Annotated in this window: 16 protein-coding genes; 1 reads left to right on the top strand and 15 read right to left on the bottom strand. The window is 74.2% G+C overall.

Annotated elements, in window-relative coordinates:
- Positions 1 to 89 precede the first annotated feature (89 nt).
- From UIS43_RS00275 to UIS43_RS00230, 10 genes are all read right to left on the bottom strand, one after another.
- Entirely contained in the window at positions 90 to 872 is a 783-nt protein-coding gene (locus UIS43_RS00275; RefSeq protein ID WP_370012134.1) for a MerR family transcriptional regulator, read from the bottom strand.
- Positions 873 to 1,452: 580 nt separating this feature from the next.
- Positions 1,453 to 2,946 (bottom strand): DEAD/DEAH box helicase, encoded by a 1,494-nt coding sequence (locus UIS43_RS00270; protein WP_370012133.1) that lies wholly within the window; start codon positions 2,944 to 2,946, stop codon positions 1,453 to 1,455.
- Positions 2,947 to 3,194: 248 nt separating this feature from the next.
- The gene (locus UIS43_RS00265; protein ID WP_013152309.1) at positions 3,195 to 3,398 is read right to left on the bottom strand and encodes a cold-shock protein; all 204 of its coding nucleotides are present in this window, start codon (positions 3,396 to 3,398) and stop codon (positions 3,195 to 3,197) included.
- 258 nt (positions 3,399 to 3,656) lie between these two features.
- Complete coding sequence (locus UIS43_RS00260) at positions 3,657 to 4,649, bottom strand: sigma-70 family RNA polymerase sigma factor (protein WP_013152308.1); 993 nt, start codon at positions 4,647 to 4,649, stop codon at positions 3,657 to 3,659.
- A gap of 1 nt (position 4,650) precedes the next feature.
- Entirely contained in the window at positions 4,651 to 5,034 is a 384-nt protein-coding gene (locus UIS43_RS00255) for a VOC family protein (protein WP_013152307.1), read from the bottom strand.
- Positions 5,035 to 5,043: 9 nt separating this feature from the next.
- Entirely contained in the window at positions 5,044 to 5,433 is a 390-nt protein-coding gene (locus tag UIS43_RS00250) for a VOC family protein (RefSeq protein WP_013152306.1), read from the bottom strand.
- A 249-nt stretch (positions 5,434 to 5,682) separates the two neighbouring features.
- Entirely contained in the window at positions 5,683 to 7,302 is a 1,620-nt protein-coding gene (locus UIS43_RS00245; protein ID WP_013152305.1) for an MFS transporter, read from the bottom strand.
- A gap of 121 nt (positions 7,303 to 7,423) precedes the next feature.
- Positions 7,424 to 8,275: an ABC transporter permease gene (locus UIS43_RS00240; protein WP_026338765.1), complete on the bottom strand. Its 852-nt coding sequence runs from the start codon at positions 8,273 to 8,275 to the stop codon at positions 7,424 to 7,426.
- 47 nt (positions 8,276 to 8,322) lie between these two features.
- Positions 8,323 to 9,336 carry an ATP-binding cassette domain-containing protein gene (locus UIS43_RS00235; protein WP_198048841.1) on the bottom strand — a complete coding sequence of 338 codons (1,014 nt, stop codon included), beginning with the start codon at positions 9,334 to 9,336 and terminating at the stop codon, positions 8,323 to 8,325.
- Positions 9,333 to 10,175, bottom strand: coding sequence for an alpha/beta hydrolase (locus UIS43_RS00230; protein WP_117198087.1), 843 nt, complete (start codon positions 10,173 to 10,175; stop codon positions 9,333 to 9,335). The genes UIS43_RS00235 and UIS43_RS00230 overlap by 4 nt, the downstream gene beginning before the upstream one ends.
- 328 nt (positions 10,176 to 10,503) lie before the next feature.
- Here UIS43_RS00230 and UIS43_RS00225 point away from each other — a divergent pair, with 328 nt between their 5' ends.
- Positions 10,504 to 11,553: an NAD(P)-dependent alcohol dehydrogenase gene (locus UIS43_RS00225; protein WP_071621756.1), complete on the top strand. Its 1,050-nt coding sequence runs from the start codon at positions 10,504 to 10,506 to the stop codon at positions 11,551 to 11,553.
- A gap of 235 nt (positions 11,554 to 11,788) precedes the next feature.
- Here UIS43_RS00225 and UIS43_RS00220 read toward each other — a convergent pair whose 3' ends face one another.
- From UIS43_RS00220 to UIS43_RS00200, 5 genes are read right to left on the bottom strand one after another with little or no spacing between them, the layout of a single operon-like run.
- Positions 11,789 to 12,592 carry a DUF1295 domain-containing protein gene (locus tag UIS43_RS00220; RefSeq protein ID WP_071621755.1) on the bottom strand — a complete coding sequence of 268 codons (804 nt, stop codon included), beginning with the start codon at positions 12,590 to 12,592 and terminating at the stop codon, positions 11,789 to 11,791.
- A complete protein-coding gene (locus UIS43_RS00215) occupies positions 12,592 to 13,854 on the bottom strand; it encodes a class I SAM-dependent methyltransferase (RefSeq protein WP_370012132.1) in 1,263 nt (420 codons plus the stop codon). The genes UIS43_RS00220 and UIS43_RS00215 overlap by 1 nt, the downstream gene beginning before the upstream one ends.
- Entirely contained in the window at positions 13,851 to 15,101 is a 1,251-nt protein-coding gene (locus UIS43_RS00210; RefSeq protein WP_013152298.1) for a cyclopropane-fatty-acyl-phospholipid synthase family protein, read from the bottom strand. Before UIS43_RS00210 ends, UIS43_RS00215 begins: the two co-directional genes overlap by 4 nt.
- The gene (locus UIS43_RS00205; RefSeq protein WP_013152297.1) at positions 15,098 to 15,973 is read right to left on the bottom strand and encodes a DUF1365 domain-containing protein; all 876 of its coding nucleotides are present in this window, start codon (positions 15,971 to 15,973) and stop codon (positions 15,098 to 15,100) included. Before UIS43_RS00205 ends, UIS43_RS00210 begins: the two co-directional genes overlap by 4 nt.
- Entirely contained in the window at positions 15,970 to 17,256 is a 1,287-nt protein-coding gene (locus tag UIS43_RS00200) for an NAD(P)/FAD-dependent oxidoreductase (RefSeq protein WP_013152296.1), read from the bottom strand. Before UIS43_RS00200 ends, UIS43_RS00205 begins: the two co-directional genes overlap by 4 nt.
- Positions 17,257 to 17,293: the final 37 nt, after the last annotated feature.

Here is a 17,293-nt window from a genome sequence, read left to right as displayed (position 1 = left end):
GCCGCACGGGGGCGGCAGGGGCCCAGCCCTCCACCGTGTCCCGGCCGGGCGGGACCGGCGGTCGCGGGGCCCGCGGGCCCCGCGACCGGTCAGGGCCGCTGGTCGGCCTGCGCTTCGGCCTGCTGGTCTGCCCGCTCTTCGGCCCGCTGGTCCGCCATCGCCGCGCGGGAGAGGCGGTCGAGGACGTCGATCTGGGCGGGGTTGTACAGGTCGTTCAGCGCCGTGGTGAACGCCTGCGCGGCCTTGTGCCGGTCGATGGCCGTCGTGGCCTGGGAGATGCGCAGCTCCGGACGGTCGGACAGGAGGTCGCGGGAGGCGCGCCACAGCCGTTCGGTGAGCTCCTGCCGGGTCCGCTCGTCGGCGTCGGCCGACAGGTTGTCGAACTCCTCGTCGGAGGCACCGGAGCCGTAGGCGCGCGCCAACTCCGTGAGGGCCCGCTGCGTCTGCGGCGTGAACAGGCGCGCCATGACCGCGGCCAGCGAACGGTCGGCCTCGGTCATGGCGATCCCGGCGGTGGCCAGGGCCATGTCGGGCGGCAGTTCGGTCGGCCCGGACCCGCGCAGTGCCAGGGCCAGCTCCTCGCGCATCCGCCTCAGGCGTTCGATGGCCTGGGCGAGTTCGTCGTCCAGGGCCCGCAGCTCCTGCTCGGGGTAGGCGTCGGCCTCCCCCATCTCGGCGATCTGCACCAGGGAGAACCCCAGGTCCGACAGCCGTTTGACGCGCAGGACCCGCACCAGGTGCTCGACCTTGTAGTGCTTGTAGCCGTTGGCGCCGCGCTCGGGTTCGGCCAGCAGACCGACCTCGTGGTAGTGCCGCACCGTCCGCAGGGTCGTTCCGGCCAGTTCGGCCAGTTGACGGGTGCTCCACGCCATGACGGTCCCCTCCGCGCTCACGGTCCGGCGGTCTTCGCTGCACCAGGAACGCTAGTGCAGACCCCGCGCTCCACGACCCCTACCGTGTGCCCGGTCGTCGTGGGCCGAGGACCGCGTGCCCGACCGGGGGTTGCGCGGCCGGGCATACGGTGCCCGGTCACGCCCCGCGTGAGCGGGGCGGACGCCTCTCCGCAGGCGGACGGACCGGTTGCCTTTCCACAGGCGGATGATGTGGGCTGGTGCGGTGACCGCCGGGATACGTAGACTCGAACCCGGGGGCTGTCGCGCCGCCCATGAGCGCGCCATGCGCCCCCGAATCCAGTGTCCCCGGCCCGCCGCCACCCGGACAAGCCCCGATCCGCCCCTGTGGACGGACTCCCCTGCGCCCAGGGCACGGCGTCCAAGCGCCCGGACGCTCGTGCCCCCGGGCCAGACCGGGCACCCGGGTCCGAGCACGCAGGGCCGGACATCCGGGCCCGAACACGCGAGGCCCAAGCACGCGGGCCCGGGCACCCGGCCTCGCACACGCAGAGCCGAACACCCGGGGCCCGTGCACCGGTAACCGGTGCGCTAAGCGCTTCTAGGCCGGGCGGCGGGGACCGCGGCGGCGCGAGGCCGACCCGCTACCCGAGGCCGCGCCACGCCCAGCCGACCCGCGCGATCCGCCGCGCGAACCCGGACCGCGACCGCCCTGGCGGCGCTGCTCCTCCCGGGGAGCGCTGGGCAGGGTCACCGGAACGCCGGAGGGCTCGCGGGCGCCGGTCACCCGGGCCAGCTCGGGGTCGCTGGCGCTCACCTGGGCGACGTGCGCGTCGATCCGGGCCAGCCGCATCAGCCTGTCCATGTCCCGCCGCTCGCTGGGCAGCACGAGCGTGACCACGCTGCCCGTCTGACCCGCGCGCGCGGTGCGTCCGCCCCGGTGCAGGTAGTCCTTGTGGTCGGTGGGCGGGTCGATGTTGACCACCAGGTCCAGCCCGTCCACGTGGATGCCGCGCGCGGCGACGTTGGTGGCGACCAGCGCGGTCACCGTGCCCTCCTTGAACTGCTTGAGGGTGCGGGTGCGCTGGGGCTGGGACCGCCCGCCGTGCAGCGGTGCCGCCCGGACTCCGCTGTTGAGCAGGTGCTTGGCCATCCGGTCCACGGCGTGCTTGGTGTCCAGGAACAGGATGACCTGCCCGTCGCGGGCCGCGATGCGGGTGGCGGCGTCCTGCTTGTCCATGTGCGACACGTGCAGGACGTGGTGCTCCATGGTGGAGACGGCGCCCTCGGACGGGTCCACCGAGTGGACCACCGGGTCGTTCAGGAAGCGGCGGACCAGGGTGTCGACGTTGCGGTCCAGGGTGGCCGAGAACAGCATGCGCTGGCCCCCGGTCGGCACCTCCGTCAGGATCGCGGTGACCTGCGGCATGAAGCCCATGTCGGTCATCTGGTCGGCCTCGTCCAGGACGGTGACGTCCACCTGGTCCAGAACGCAGTCGTCGCGCTCCATCAGGTCGCGCAGGCGGCCCGGGGTGGCCACGACCAGTTCCACGCCCTGGCGCAGGGCGCGGGACTGGCGGCTGATGGGCATGCCGCCCACCACGGTCGTCGTGCGCACGCGCAGCGAACGGGCGTAGGGGGCGAGCGAGTCGTTCACCTGCTGGGCGAGTTCGCGGGTCGGCGCGAGCACCACGGCCAGGGGGCGGCGGGGCTCGGCCACGCGGCCCTCCAGGCGGGCCAGCAGCGCCAGACCGAAGGCCAGGGTCTTGCCCGAACCGGTCTGGCTGCGGCCCAGGACGTCGCGTCCGGCCAGCGAGTTGGGCAGCGTCGCCGCCTGGATGGCCGACGGGGTGGTCAGGCCCTGGCGGGCCAGCGTCGACTTCAGCTGCGCGGGCATCTCCAGGTCCTCGAAGGCGTGGACCGGGTCGAGTGCGGGGGTGGTGGAGACGGGGAGCGCGAACTCCCCGGAGGAGCGTCCCGCCGAACGTCCGCCGAAGCCGCCGCGCTGGGGGCGGCCGCCGGACTGGTGGGGGCGCTGACGGCCGTAGCCACCGGAGGGGCGGCCACGACGCGTGTTGGTGCGGGGTTGGTTCATATGGGGCCTTTCGCCGCCGACGCGTGCCTGGCGGGAAGCCCTCGGGGGCTTCGGCGTGTGACACCGGGTGTGCGCCGGAAAGAGTCTTGGGATCCACGGCCTGCACGGAGAACCCGGGGTCGTGGCAGAGGACCGGACCAGCGCCTGTCGGAGAACGACGGCCAGAAGAGCGGTCCGGGAAAAACAAAACCGGGGAGGGGCCGCCGCCGCGAGGGCGGGCCCCTGCCCCGGAAGGAGTCTCAGATCGGTCAGATCAGGGTGATGTTGTCGGCCTGGAGGCCCTTGGCACCCTGGGTGACGTCGAACTCGACGTTCTGGCCCTCCGCGAGCTCACGGTAGCCGTTGGCCTGGATCGCGGAGTAGTGGGCGAAGACGTCGGGGCCGCCGCCGTCCTGCTCGATGAAGCCGAAGCCCTTTTCGCCGTTGAACCACTTGACCTTGCCGGTCGCCATGGGTGTTCCTCTCGTTCGGGAGTATGAAGAAAACCGCGGTCTGACGATTTTCCCGTCACTGCGGCAATAACCCGAAAAAGATGTACATCCAACGGGAATCACGACTGCAACTTCACTGAATCTAGCACACCTTCTCTCCCGTGCCACAGAAATACCGTGTGTCACATGGCACGGAGAAACGTGGTAACGATCCGCCCGGAGAACGCGTTGGCCCCGGCTTCCCGCGACCGCCGACGGCCGCCCGCGCGTCCCGCCGCCTCAGCGGCGCGGGGACAGCACGGCGGGCAGCCCGAAGTGCCGGAAGAGCGAGGTGTCGAAGAACATCACCGCGTGGGCGACCGCGTCTCCCCCGGGTGCCAGCTCCAGCACCTGGATCCCGAACGCCCGGTGGACGCCGTCGCCGCCCCGCATGTACAGCGCGAAGGCGGGCTGCCCGTTGGCCCCGGTCGGCACCAGCGCCATGTCGCCCGGCCCGCTGGCCGGGCAGTGGGCGGCGATGAGGCGGCCGATGTGCCCGGCGCCGCGCACCCACGTGGCGAAGGGCGGCATCTCGAACACGGCGTCGGCGGTGAACACCTCGGTGATCGCCGAGATGTCGTAGGACTCGAACGCGTCGACGTACCGGTCCAGGACCTCGCGCTGCTCCGGCCGGGGCTCGGCCACCTCCTCCTCGGCGGGGGTGACCCGGGCCAGCTGGGCGCGGGCCCGCTGGAGCAGGCTGTTGACCGCGGGGACGGAGACGCCGAGGGTGTCGGCGACCTCGGCCGCGCTGTAGCGCAGCACGTCGCGCAGGATCAGCACCGCCCGCTGCCTGGGTCGCAGGTGCTGGAGCGCGGCGACCAGGGCCAGGCGCACGCTCTCCCGCGCGGCCACGACCGTGCCGGGGTCGTCCGCGCCGACCAGGGCGTCGGGCACCGGCTCCAGCCAGGGCAGCTCCGGGCGGTCGGCCAGTTCGCCCTCGGGCTCGGCGGCGGGCCCGCCGAGCCCGGTGGGCAGGGGCCGCCGTCGGCGCCTGTCCAGGGCGGTCAGACAGGCCGTGGTGGCGATCCGGTGGAGCCAGGTGCGCAGGCTGGAGCGGCCCTCGAACCGGTCGTAGGCCTTCCAGGCACGCAGGTAGGTCTCCTGCACCAGGTCCTCGGCGTCGTGCACCGACCCCAGCATGCGGTAGCAGTGCGCGAACAGCTCCCGCCGGTAGGGATCGGCGGCACTCATGAAGTCCTGGTCGGACGCGTGTTCCACCACGACCGTCACGTTACGCCTCCTGTATGACAGAACACACGTTCCCGAACGGGTCGGCGAACCACGCCACCGTCGGGACGCCCCGCGAGATCCCCTTGCCGTCCTGGTCGAAGCCCTCGTAGCGGAGCGTTCCGACGCCGCGGCGGGCGAGCTCGTCCACGACGGCGTCGATGTCGTCCACGGGGAGGTTGAGCACGGTGAAGCCCGCGGGCTCGTGGTCGGGCTTGGGGTAGACGAGGACCGCCCGCCCCTCCCCCAGGTCGATGCTGAGCAGGCCGTGCTCCTCCATGCCCTCCACGGGCCCGACCGTGAGCCCGAGGGTGGTTCCGTAGAACTCCCTGGCCCGGTCGGGGTCGCGGACGGCGAAGGAGCCGAAGGCCCTGGTGGTGTCGAACACGGTCCTCTCCTAACTCTCGCGCGCCATGGCGGCGCGGTGCTCGTCGCTGAGCTGGATGATCTGGACGTGGTTGCCGTCGGGGTCGACGGCGGTGCCGAACAGGCTGCCGTCGCGGTCCTCCAGGGGCGCGAGCCACCCGGTGCCCCGGGCGTCCACGCGGGCGGCGACGGCGCGGGCGTCGTCCACGTCGACGTTGAGGATCATGCGGGTCGGGTCCCCCGCCCTGGGCGCGACGTCGTCCCGGCGGTCGATGAGCAGGTGGAAGGTGCCCAGGCGCAGGACGCGGTAGCCGTCCATGTCGATGTCGTCCTGGGGGGAGAGGACGTCGGCGTACCAGTCGTGCAGGCGGTCGGGGTCGGTGGTGGCGAGCAGCATGCCGTCGAGGTTGGGGCGTTCCATGATGTCCTCCGGGTGGTGTCCGGGTCCGCGTCATCGGGTGCGGGCCGCAGTGCCGGTCGGCACCGCCGGTCCCGGGCCCGCCGGGTCCGGGACCCCTGCCGGGGGCCTTCGGTCCCGGGCGGGTCCAGATCCGGTGCTCGGTGCCGCTCACCCGTACTGACTCGCCGGGGTGCGCGGACTCATCGGCCCGCGGCGGTTCTGCCGCCACCGTTTTTCGGGCGGGGCCCACCGCCACCGGTTCCCCTCCCGTCAGCCGCCCGCCGGTCCGGGCGCCGGGGCGCTCGCGGCCCCGGCCTCGGGCGTGTCCGCGGCGCTCTCCCCCTCGGCGTCCACCGGTGCCTCCGCCGGTTCGCGCTCCGGCGGTGTCCCCGACGGCGCGGGGCGCAGCAGGACCACGGCGGCCACTCCGAACACGGCCATGGCCAGGCAGCCGATCACCCCGACCAGGTTGATGCCGGAGGTGAAGGCCTCGCGCGCCGGACCGAGCAGGCTCTCGGCCAGGCCCGCGGGCAGCTCCGCGGCCACGGCCACGGCGGCGGGCAGGGTCTGGCCCGCCTCCTCGGGCAGGCCCTCGGGAACGCTGGCCTCGGCGCGGTAGACCGCCGAGGCCAGGCTGCCCAGCAGGGCCACGCCCATGGCGACGCCGAACTCCCCGCTGGTCTCGGACATCGACGCGGCGGCCCCGGCCCTCTCCCTGGGCGCGGAGCCCACCACGATGTCGGTGACCAGGGCGGCGCCGGGCCCCAGCCCCACCGAGGCCAGCAGCAGCCCGGCGACCACGAGCGCTGTTCCGCCCTCGACGGGGACCAGGAACAGCAGGGCGAACCCCGACGCGGTCACCAGCATGCCGCCGCCGATGACGTTGGCCCGGCCCACGCGCGCGGCCAGCGGCCCTCCGGCCATGGTGGCGGCGATCATCGCCAGCGCCGGGGGCACCTGCCACATCCCCGCGACCAGCGAGGAGTGCCCGGCGACCATCTGGAGGTACTGGCTGATCAGCAGGAACGTGCCGCCCATGGTGACCGCGCCCGCCATCATCACGCCCAGCGCGACCCCGAAGGAGGGCTGGCGGAACAGGGCGAGGTCCAGCAGCGGGTCGGGCAGGCGCAGTTGGCGGCGGGCGAACACCGCGCCCATGACCAGCCCGAAGGCGAGGGAGGCGAGCGGTCCGAGGAGCGGCCCGCCCTCGGCGACGGCCTTGAGGCCGTAGACGACCGGCAGGATGGCGGCCAGGGACAGGGCGACGCTGACCGGGTCCAGCCGACCGGGTTCGGGCGCGCGGTGCTCGGGGAGCAGCAGGGGCGCGCACACCAGGAGCAGCAGCATGACGGGGACGCCGAGCAGGAACACCGACCCCCACCAGAACCACTCCAGGAGGAGTCCGCCCACGACCGGTCCGATGGCGGTGCCGCCCATGAAACAGCTCGTCCACACCGAGATGGCCACCGCGCGCTGGCGCGGGTCGGTGAACATGTTGCTGATCAGGGCCAGGGTGGAGGGCATGAGGGTGGCTCCGGCCACGCCCATGAGAGCGCGGGTGGCGATGAGCGCGGCGGAGCTGGGCGCGAAGGCCGCGGCCACGGAGGCCAGGCCGAAGACGGCGGCGCCGATCATGAGCAGGCGCCTGCGGCCGATGCGGTCGCCGAGGGTGCCCATGGTGATGAGGAACCCGGCGATCATGAAGCCGTAGACGTCCATGATCCACAGCAGCTGGCTGCCGGAGGGCCGCAGGTCGGCGGCCAGGTGGGGCAGCGCCAGGTAGAGCACGCTCATGTCCAGTGAGAGCAGCAGGGTGGGCAGGGCCAGCACCCCGAGCCCGAGCCACTCGCGCCCTCCCGCGCGTGCGGGGGTCGGCTTCGCGCCGTTCATCGTGGTCGTCCTCGTCCGTCGGATCCGCACGGTGCGGTTCGTTCGTGTGTACGGACTCCGAAGGCTGAGAGAACTCATCGGCCTGGACCGGAGACGTTCCGGGTAGCGCCGTGTCAGTGCCTCAGCGGCTCAGCCGCCGGAAGCGCCGCAGCGCCAGCGGCACGAAGACCATCATCAGCACCAGCGGCCACACCACCGCCATGAGCAGCGCGTTCTGCGCGATCCAGGAGTCGTTGGCCGCCACCGGGTTGCCGAACAGGTCGCGGGCCGCGATCACCGTCGCCGACAACGGGTTCCACTCGGCCACCGGCACCAGCCAGTCCGGCATGGTGTCGGTGGGCACGAAGGTGTCCGCGACCATGGCCAGCGGGAAGACCAGCGAGAAGAACTTCATCGCCGCCTCCGGACTGCGCACCACCAGCCCCAGGTAGATGCCGATCCAGGTGAAGGCCAGGCGCAGCAGCAACAGCAGCCCCAGGGCCGCCAGCGCGGAGAGCGGGCCCTCGTGCCACCGCCAGCCGACCAACAGCCCCATTCCGGCCAGCACGGCCAGGTCCACCACCGCGGAGAGCACGTCGGCCAGGCTGCGCCCGGCCAGGAGGGAGGCGGGGGCCATCGGCAGCGTGCGGAACCGGTCGACCACGCCGCGCCCGGCGTCGGTGACCACCGCGATCGTGGTGTTGCCGATCCCGAAGGCCATGGTCAGCGCGAACAGCCCCGGCATCAGGAACTCGCGGTACTCCTCGCCGGGCGCGTCCATGACCGCGCCCATGGCCTCGCCGAAGACGAAGCCGAACAGCAGCACGGCCAGGACGGGGACCATCAGCGTGCCGACGAGTTCGTCGGGCTTGTACACCAGGTGCAGCAGGTAGCGGCGCGCCACCACCCAGGTGTCGGCCACCGCCCAGCGCGTCCGCGCCAGGGGTCCGGGCTCCTCCGGAACCGGACGTTCCACCTCGGTCACGGACGCCATGACGCCTCCCTCCTCCGGGGCCGGCGGCCCCGCCTCGGTCACGGACATCATGAACCCTCCCCGCGCGTGCCCTGACGGCCCGTCAGCCCCAGGAAGACGTCGTCCAGGGTCGGGCGGCGCAGGGCGATGTCCTCCACGTCCAGCCCGGCCTCGTCCAGGGCGCGCACCACCTTGGCCAGTCCCGCGCCCCGGCCGTCGAAGGGCACCGACACCCGCAGGGCGTCGGCGTCCACCTCGGGCAGGGCCCCGGCCACGCGGCCCAGGACCTCCCCGACGGGCGAGAGCGCGTCCGCGTCGGCGACCACGGCCTCCACCCGGCCGCCCCCGACCCGGGACTTGAGCTCCTCGGGGGTGCCCTCGGCGATGATCCTTCCGGCGTCGACCACCGAGATCCGGTCGGCCAGGCGGTCGGCCTCCTCCAGGTACTGGGTGGTCAGCAGCACGGTCGTGCCGCCCTCGGCGAGGTCGCGCACGGCCCGCCAGACCTCGGCGCGGCTGCGCGGGTCCAGGCCCGTGGTGGGCTCGTCCAGGAACAGCACGGCGGGGTCGGGGATCAGGCTCGCGGCCAGGTCCAGGCGGCGGCGCATGCCGCCGGAGTACTCGCGCACCGGGCGGCGGGCGGCGTCGGTGAGGCCGAACCGCTCCAGGAGTTCGGCGGCCCGGGCCCGCGCCGCCCGCGCGCGCAGGTGGTGCAGGCGGGCGAACATCTCCAGGTTGCGCCGCCCGTCGAGGACCTCGTCCAGGGCCGCGTACTGACCGGCGAAGCCGATGCGCGAGCGCACCCGCGCGCTCTGGCGCGCCACGTCGAACCCGGCGACGCGCACCTGTCCGGAGTCGAAGCGCAGCAGGGTGGACATGATCCGCACGGCGGTGGTCTTGCCCGCGCCGTTGGGCCCCAGCAGCGCGTGCACCGCGCCGGGGGGCACCTCCAGGTCGAAGCCGTCCAGGGCGGCGCGGCCGCGGGCTCCGGGGTAGGCCTTGCGCACGTCCCGGGCCAGGATCACCGGGTCGGCGGTGCGGTGCCCGGCTGCACGGTCGTCGACGGCGGGTGCGGGTCTCACGACGCCGCCCCCTCGACCGGGGCCCCGGCGGCCGGGCGCCAGCCCGGGCGCGTGCGCTGGGCGGGCACGTCCGGCCGGGTGACCTCGTCGTGGCGGCCCAGGCCGATGAGGGCGATGTTGCGCACCGACTCGCTGCCCTCGGCGTAGTAGGAGCAGTGGCCGGGGATCGGGCCGGTGGCGAAGGCGGTGGCGCCGAACCCGGGGCGCAGCGGCGAGGGCCCGTGGCCCAGGTCCCGCCAGCGTCCCCGGGGGAAGAAGCGGATCCAGTCCGCGGGGCCCAGCGCCGCCCACAGGTTCCCGGTGAAGCCCAGGTCGGCGACGGAGTTCCCGCCCATGCCGGGGCTGCCCAGGGCCACGCACTCGTCCACGCGCCCGTGCCGCAGGGCCAGCCCGCACACGACGGTGCCGTAGCTGTGCCCCACCAGCGTGATGCGGGCGGTGCGGGGCAGGAAGGCCGTCAGGCGGGCCAGGTCCTCGGCGCCGCGTTCGGCCGGTCCCCGGAAGGCGGCCTCGGCGAAGCCGCGCGGGGTGTCGTAGCCGACCCAGACCACGACGGCGGAGCGCTCCTCGGGGGCGAGGGCCCGCATGGTGCGCAGGACCGTCCCCCCGTTGACCCGGGGCCGGGTGGGGCGGTTGGCGTCGAAGTAGTTGCCCAGGTAGTTGTCGTTGCCCGGGACCAGGACCACGATGTGGTCGGCGGCGGCCACGTCGCCCAGCGCCTCGACGATGCGGCCGTCTCCGGCCTCGTCGTGGGCCAGGAGCCGCAGGCCGTGCCACTCGCGCTCCTCGTAGCGCAGGGGGGTGGGGGGCGAAGCGTGACGTGGGCCCGCCGCGATCATGACTCTCCTGGGGAAGTTCGAGTGCCGACAGGTGGGGGGAACGGACCCTTTTCACGCTAGGTCCGCGGCGGGGTCGGCCTCCATGGCGCTGTCCCCCCGAACCGGGTCTGGCGTTGACCACCCGGTTCGGTAGTGGTGGCACCACACCCGGCCGTACGGCGCACGGTCAAATTCCGACTAAAGCGACAAATAAGACGAAAGGCTTTCGGGTAGGTGGTGGGCGGACAGCCGTGAACTGGACGGACAGTGTCGAGCGGCCATACGGGCGCCGAGAAATACGGTCGTCGCGCGCCGGTGCCCGCTCTCCGCGAGAGCCTGGGGGTACTCCATGCGAGCCGTGGTCTTCGAGAACTACGAGCGGTTCCCGTCACTCACCGACGTTCCCGTGCCCGAGCCGGGGCCGGGCGAGGTCCTGCTGCGGGTGGCGGGGGCGGGCGCCTGCCACTCCGACGTCAGCGTGTACCGCCACTTCAAGGAGGGGCAGGCCGGAGCCCAGAAACCGCCGTTCGTCCTGGGGCACGAGAACTCCGGATGGGTGGAGGCGCTCGGCGACGGCGTGAGCGAGCGCGTACGGGTCGGCGACGCCTACATGGCCTACGGCCCGATCGGCTGCGGACACTGCCGCATGTGCGTCCGGGGCCAGGACACCTACTGCGAGAACGCGGCGACCATGCCCTACCTGGCGGTGGGCCTGGGACGCGACGGCGGCATGGCCGAGTACGTGACCGTGCCCGCCCACCACCTGGTCCCGCTGGGCGACGCCGACCCGGTGGAGGCCGCGCCGCTGTCGGACGCGGGCCTGACCCCGTACCACGCGATCAAGGAGGCGCTGCCGCACCTGGAGGGCGGCGGTCGGCACGCCCTGGTGATCGGCCTGGGCGGGCTGGGGCAGATCGGCGTGCAGATCCTCAGGGCGCTGACCGGCGCGACGGTGATCGCCACCGACGTCAAGGCCGAGCCGCGGGCCTGGGCCGAGCGCAACGGCGCGGTCACGGTGGGGGCGGGCGCGCACCAGGTCGAGGAGATCCGCGAGATCACCGGCGGCCGGGGCGTGGACGCGGCCTTCGACTTCGTGGGCGTGACCCCCACGATCGCGACCGCGGCGGCGTCGATGGCCCGGGGCGGGCGGCTGACCGTGGTCGGGATCGCGGGCGGCACGCACGAGTTCTCGTTCTTCACCAACCCGTACGAGTCCTACATCACCAACACCTACTGGGGGACGGTGGGAGAGCTGTGGGAGGTGGTGGACATGTACAAGGCGGGGCAGATCCGTCCGGAGGTCGAGAGGTTCGACCTGGGGGACGCCCTGGAGGCCTACCGGAGGCTGGAGGCCGGGGAGGTCTTCGGCCGCGCCGTGGTGGTGCCGCACCAGGGCTGACCGCCCCGGGCGACTCCGCCCGACCGGCGGGCCGGCGCGACGCGCACCGGGGGCGACCGCCCAGGGGGTTCGCACGACCGGCGGGCCCCGGGCGGCGCGCCGGAGCCGACCGCGCGGGAAGGCGCGGTGGAAGCGGCGGGCCGCCGGAGCGCCGTGCCCGTGTGCGGCCCGTCCCGTGGCCCTCACGGAAGGGGAGGCCCCGGGACGGGAGGACGGGAACCCGTGCCCGGGATCCTCAGCCCCTGCCGGGCGGCATCGGCACGAACGCGCTGGTGCGCCGGGCGTACTCCGCCCAGCCGGGCCGACCGGACATGTGCTCGTCCAGCAGCCGCTGCCCCGACCCCCGGGTCAGCAGGTAGGTCATCACCACGGGCGCGGGCAGGGTGAGCAGCACCCACCACGACCCCGACAGCGCGACCAGGAACAGCCCCCACCACACGCAGGCGTCGCCGAAGTAGTTGGGGTGGCGGGTCCACGCCCACAGGCCGCGGTCCATGATCCGCCCGCTGTTGGCGGGGTCGCGCTTGAACCGGGCCAACTGGGCGTCGCCCACCGTCTCGAACACGAACCCCAGCAGCCACACGGCCGCACCGGCGACGGCAAGCCACACCTGCGGGGAGCCGAGGAGGGGCGCGTCGGTGTGCACCGCCACCTGGACCGGCATGGCGACGATCCACACCAGGAACCCCTGGAGCAGGTAGACCACGCGCAGGGCGTAGGCGTCGCGGTTCCCGGGCGCCCCGGACAGCAGGCGCTCGTAGCGGGGGTCCTCGCCCTTGCCCCGGGAGCGCAGCCCGATGTGCGCGGCCAGGCGCAGCCCCCACACGGCGGTGAGCCCGGCCAGCAGCCAGGAGCGGGCGGGGTCGCCCGAGGCGGTCAGGACGCCGACCGCCGCCACGGCGGTGAACCCGAGCCCCCAGGCCGCGTCCACCACGCTGTGCCTGCCCAGGCGCAGCGCGAGGGCGAAGGTCGCGAGCATGAGCGCCAGCACGGCCGGGGCGGACAGCCCCAGGGTGAGGGGGAGCGCGGAGACGTCCATCAGCGGCTCCCGGCGCGGTCCGGGCGCACGGCCAGGATCTGGTCCACTCCCATGCGCCCCTCCTCGAAGGCGAGCGCGCCCCCGGCCAGGTAGAGCCGCCACACGCGGGCGGTCTCGGGTCCGGCCAGGGCCACCAGCTCGTCGAAGCGGCGCTCCAGCACCTCCAGCCAGGCGCGGGCGGTGCGCACGTAGTGCTCGCGCATGGCCCGCACGCCGCGCACCTCCAGTCCGGCCCCCTCCAGCAGCCCGACCGTCTCACCCAGGGGGCGCATGTGCATGTCGGGGGCGATGTAGCGCTCGATGAACGGGCCGCCGCCGGGTTGGGCGCCGCGCCGCGACATCTGCTGGACCAGCAGGCGCCCGCCGGGGCGCAGCCGGTCGTGCAGGCGGCGGGCGAAGGGCGCGTACTCGTCCCGGCCCACGTGCTCGCCCATCTCGATGGCGGCCACGGCGTCGAAGCCGTCGTCGGTGACGTCGCGGTAGTGCTGGAGGCGCACCTCGACCAGGTCGGACAGGCCCTCCTCGCGGACGCGGGCCGCGACGTGGTCGCGCTGGCGCGCGGAGAGGGTGACGGCGGTGACGCGCGCTCCGTGGTGGCGGGCGGCGTGCAGGGTGAGCGATCCCCAGCCGCACCCCACGTCGAGCAGGCGGTCGCCCTCGCCCAGGCGCAGTCCGCGGCAGACGAGGTCGAGCTTGTCGCGCTGGGCGTCGGCGAGGGTGTAGCCGGGGTCGTCGCTGGTCCAGTAGGCGCACGAGTAGGCCATGGACTCGTCCAGGAGCAGCTCGTAGAGGTCGTTCCCGGCGTCGTAGTGGTGGGAGACGGCCGCGGCGTCGCGCTCGCTGGAGTGCGGGCGTCCGCGCAGGCGCGCCTCGGCCGGAGGGACGGGCGGCGGGGAGCCCACCACGCCCAGGGCCAGGAGGGTGCGGGCCGCGCGGGCCCACTCGGCGGGGCCGGGCAGCGAGGTGCCGTTCTCGCGCACGCTCGCCCACACCCGGCTCAGGGCGTCGGTGAGGTCGCCCTCCACGTCCAGCGATCCGGTGACGTAGGCGCGGGCCAGGCCCAGCTCGCCGGGGCGGGCCAGGATGTGGCGCAGGGCGTCGCGGTCGCGCAGCAGGGCCAGCGGGGCGTCGGCGGGACCGGCCTCGCTGCCGTCCCAGGCGCGCAGCCGGACGGGGAGCACGCCGTTGAACAGCCCGGCGGCCAGGGGCGCGAGGAAGTGGGCGGCTCCGCGGGGCGGGGCGGGGGTCGCGGTGGTGCTCATCGGGCCTTCTCCATGGTGATCTGCTCGACGTCGATGATTCCGGACAGGAAACCGGCCTCGCAGTAGGCGAGGTAGAAGGACCACATGCGGCGGAAGGTGGCGTCGAAGCCGAGGGCCTCCACCTGTTCGGCGGCGTCGGTGAAGTTCTCGCGCCACACGCGCAGGGTGTCGGCGTAGTCGCGGCCGAAGGAGAGCCGGTCGGTGATGCGCAGGGAGGTGCCCGCCCGCAGTCGCTCCTCGACGGCGGTGACCGAGGGGATGAGTCCGCCGGGGAAGACGTACTTGTGCATCCAGGTGTAGGAGCCGCGCGAGGCGCGCATCAGGGCGTGCTCCATGGTGATGCTCTGGAGGCCCACGCGTCCGCCGGGGCGCACGAGCCGGTCCAGGGCGGCGAAGTAGACGGGCCAGTAGCGCTCGCCGACGGCCTCGATCATCTCCACGCTGACCACGGCGTCGTAGGTTCCGGTGACGTCGCGGTAGTCGCACAGGCGGATGTCGACCAGGTCGGAGAGCCCGGCTGCGGCGACGCGTTCGACGGCCAGGTCGCGCTGTTCGGCGGAGAGGGTGACGGTGGTGACGCGGGCGCCGCGGCGGGCGGCGCGCACGGCCAGCTCGCCCCAGCCGGTGCCGATCTCCAGCAGCTCGACGCCCTCGGCCACGCCCACGGCGTCCAGGAGGCGGTCGGTCTTGCGCTCCTGGGCGCGGGGCAGGGTGTCGCGGTCGCGGGCCTCGCCGTCCTCGAACAGCGCGGAGGAGTAGGTCATCGTCCGGTCGAGGAAGAGGCCGAAGAGGTCGTTGGACAGGTCGTAGTGGTGGCTGATGTGGCGTCTGGACCCGGCGCGGGTGTTGCGGTCCGAGGCGGGTCTGCGGGGCAGGGTGACGTGGCGCAGGGGCTGGAGGGGGCGCGGCACGAGGTTGTCGTAGTCAGCGGCCAGGCGGGTGAGCAGTGCGACCAGGTCGGGCGAGTCCCACTCCCCGGCCATGTAGGACTCGCCGAAGCCGATGAGGCCGCCCGCGGCCAGACGGCGGTGGAAGGCGTCGGGGTCGCGCAGCTCCAGGACGGGCGCGCCGTCGTCGGCGGCGGGCGCGGCGGAGCCGGTGCGCACGCGCACGCCCGAGCGCGCGGTGGCGTGGCGGACGATGGCGCGGGCGACGGCCGCGCGCAGGCGTCCGCCGGGCACCCGGGCCACGTCGGGCCAGCGGCGTGCGTCCAGGGGCGGGTGGGTGTGGGGGCTGGTCGTGGTCATGGCCGTGTTCCGGTCTTCCGTTCGGTCGCTGGTGTGTGGGTGCGCCCGCGCGGCTGGACGGGCAGTCCGCGCAGGTAGAGGCCGATGCCCTGGCGCCGGATGCGCAGCGCGCCGACCAGCGGCGCGAGGGGGTGGCGCAGCGCCCTGATCAGCAGGGACGCGGTGGTGGCGGGGCGTCGGACGCCGTGCACCGAGGCGGTGAGGGGCGGGCGCCCGTCGCGGTGCAGGGCGACGGTGAGCGCGAGGCGTTCACCGGGCTCGGGGAGGCTGAGGCGGTAGCGGCCGTCCACCGCGTTGAACGGGGAGACGTACATGGCCTTGTCCGCCTCGGCCCGGCCGCGGCCGTCCACGTCCAGGACGTAGCGGTGGCGTTGGCCGTAGGTGTTGTGGACCTCGGCGACGACGCGGCTGAGGCGGCCGTCGCGGTGGTGGCACCAGTAGACGGTCAGGGGGTTGAACACGTGGCCCAGGACGCGGGCGTGGGCGAGCATGAGCACCCGGCCGCCGTCGAGGTCCACGCCGTGCTCGGCGAGGAGGGCGTCGATGTCGGCGCGCAGCTCCCGCGCCCAGGCGCCGGCGCGGTCGCGGCGCGCGGCACCGGTGCCGGTGCCGGTGCCGGCTGGGACGCAGGTGACGGTCGGGGCACCGGCTTCAGCGGAGGCGCGGGTGACGACCGGTGCGCGGTCGCCGTCCACGGCGTGGTCCTTCGCGCGGAACCCGGCCAGGACGCTCAGCGGCCAGCGCGGGCGCGGCGGGTCGTCCAGGTCCACCAGCCAGTAGTAGGTGCCGTAGGCGAAGGCGTTGCGGACGGGTTCGGAGCGGACGTGGCGGACGGTGGCCTCGTACAGCGCGGGCGCCGGGGAGGGCGTCACCAGTGCACCCCCAGGCTCGCGGCGGCCCGGACGCCCGAGCGGCACCCGTCCTCGTGGAAGCCCCACCCGTGGTGGGCCCCGGCGAAGGCGACGACCCGGTCGCTGAGTTCGGGCAGCCGCCGCTGCGCGGCCAGGGAGGCGGGGGTGTAGACGGGGTGCGCGTAGTCCATGGCGGCCACGACCCGGTCGGGGTCGACCTCGTCGGCTCCGTTGAGGGTGACCACGTACTGCTCGTCGGCGTCCAGGCGCTGGAGGCGGTTCATGTGGTAGCTCACGCGCACGGGCCCGGTGTCGGGCTCGCAGGAGGCCAGGCGGTGGTTCCAGCTGGCCCAGACGTCGCGGTCGGCGGGCAGGACGGAGGCGTCGGTGTGCAGCAGGGTGCGGTTGCGCGAGTAGCCGAAGGCGCCGAGGACCTCGCGCTCGGCGTCGGTGGGGTCGGCGAGCAGGGCGAGGGCCTGGTCGGCGTGGGTGGCCACGACCGCGGCGTCGAAGTCCAGGGCCTCTCCCCCGGCGCGCAGGCGCACCCCCTGTGCCGTACGGGCCAGCGAGGTGACCGGGGTTGCGGTGCGCACCGCGTGCAGGTTCTTGGCGACGCGCTCGACGTAGGAGTGCGAGCCGCCGGTGACGGTGCGCCAGCGGGGCGAGCCCCACACGCTGAGCATGCCGTGGTTGGCCAGGAAGGAGAACAGGTAGCGGGCGGGGTAGTCGGTGGCGGTGCCGGGCGGGCAGGACCACACCGCCGACACCAGCGGGAGCAGGAAGTGCGCGACCGTGTAGGGCGTGAACCGGTGGTGGCGGACGAAGGCGCCGAGGGTGGGCTCGGCCGCGCCGGGGGGCGGGGTCGCGGCGAGCAGGCGCCGGGCGGCCCGGTGGAAGCGGGGGATCTCGGTGAGCATGCGCAGGTAGGCGGGGCTGCGCCGGGACCGGTTGGGGAGCATGGCCCGCACGCCGCGCGCGCCCGCGTACTCCAGGCCGCAGCCCCGGCAGCTGACCGACATGCTCATCTCGGTGGGCTGGGTGGACACGCCGAGTTCGTCGAACAGGCGCAGCAGGTGGGGGTAGGTGCGCCTGTTGTGCACGATGAAGCCGCTGTCGACCCGCATCTCGCCGCCCGGTCCGCCGTCGATCCGGTGGGTGTGGGCGTGCCCGCCCAGGCGGTCGTCGGCCTCGAACAGGGTGACGTCGTCGTCCCGGTGCAGGACGTGCGCCGCCGTCAGTCCGGAGACGCCGGAGCCGATGACCGCGACCCTGCGCCGGTGGAGGGTGTGCTGCCCTGTACCCAATGCGTCCTCTTCACTTCCGGGGTCTGTGTGGCGGAAG

The sequence above is a fragment of the Nocardiopsis sp. LDBS0036 genome (assembly GCF_041228755.1).
Taxonomy (GTDB): domain Bacteria; phylum Actinomycetota; class Actinomycetes; order Streptosporangiales; family Streptosporangiaceae; genus Nocardiopsis; species Nocardiopsis dassonvillei.
This window is presented reverse-complemented; position numbering and strand designations above follow the sequence as displayed.

What these genes read in the sequence shown, in the direction of transcription:
- UIS43_RS00275 (WP_370012134.1), bottom strand. Translation starts at nt 872, where the DNA reads ATGGCGTGGAGCACCCGTCAACTGGCCGAACTGGCCGGAACGACCCTG.
- UIS43_RS00270 (WP_370012133.1), bottom strand. Translation starts at nt 2,946, where the DNA reads ATGAACCAACCCCGCACCAACACGCGTCGTGGCCGCCCCTCCGGTGGC.
- UIS43_RS00265 (WP_013152309.1), bottom strand. Translation starts at nt 3,398, where the DNA reads ATGGCGACCGGCAAGGTCAAGTGGTTCAACGGCGAAAAGGGCTTCGGC.
- UIS43_RS00250 (WP_013152306.1), bottom strand. Translation starts at nt 5,433, where the DNA reads ATGGAACGCCCCAACCTCGACGGCATGCTGCTCGCCACCACCGACCCC.
- UIS43_RS00245 (WP_013152305.1), bottom strand. Translation starts at nt 7,302, where the DNA reads ATGAACGGCGCGAAGCCGACCCCCGCACGCGCGGGAGGGCGCGAGTGG.
- UIS43_RS00240 (WP_026338765.1), bottom strand. Translation starts at nt 8,275, where the DNA reads ATGGCGTCCGTGACCGAGGTGGAACGTCCGGTTCCGGAGGAGCCCGGA.
- UIS43_RS00230 (WP_117198087.1), bottom strand. Translation starts at nt 10,175, where the DNA reads ATGATCGCGGCGGGCCCACGTCACGCTTCGCCCCCCACCCCCCTGCGC.
- UIS43_RS00225 (WP_071621756.1), top strand. Translation starts at nt 10,504, where the DNA reads ATGCGAGCCGTGGTCTTCGAGAACTACGAGCGGTTCCCGTCACTCACC.
- UIS43_RS00220 (WP_071621755.1), bottom strand. Translation starts at nt 12,592, where the DNA reads ATGGACGTCTCCGCGCTCCCCCTCACCCTGGGGCTGTCCGCCCCGGCC.
- UIS43_RS00215 (WP_370012132.1), bottom strand. Translation starts at nt 13,854, where the DNA reads ATGAGCACCACCGCGACCCCCGCCCCGCCCCGCGGAGCCGCCCACTTC.
- UIS43_RS00210 (WP_013152298.1), bottom strand. Translation starts at nt 15,101, where the DNA reads ATGACCACGACCAGCCCCCACACCCACCCGCCCCTGGACGCACGCCGC.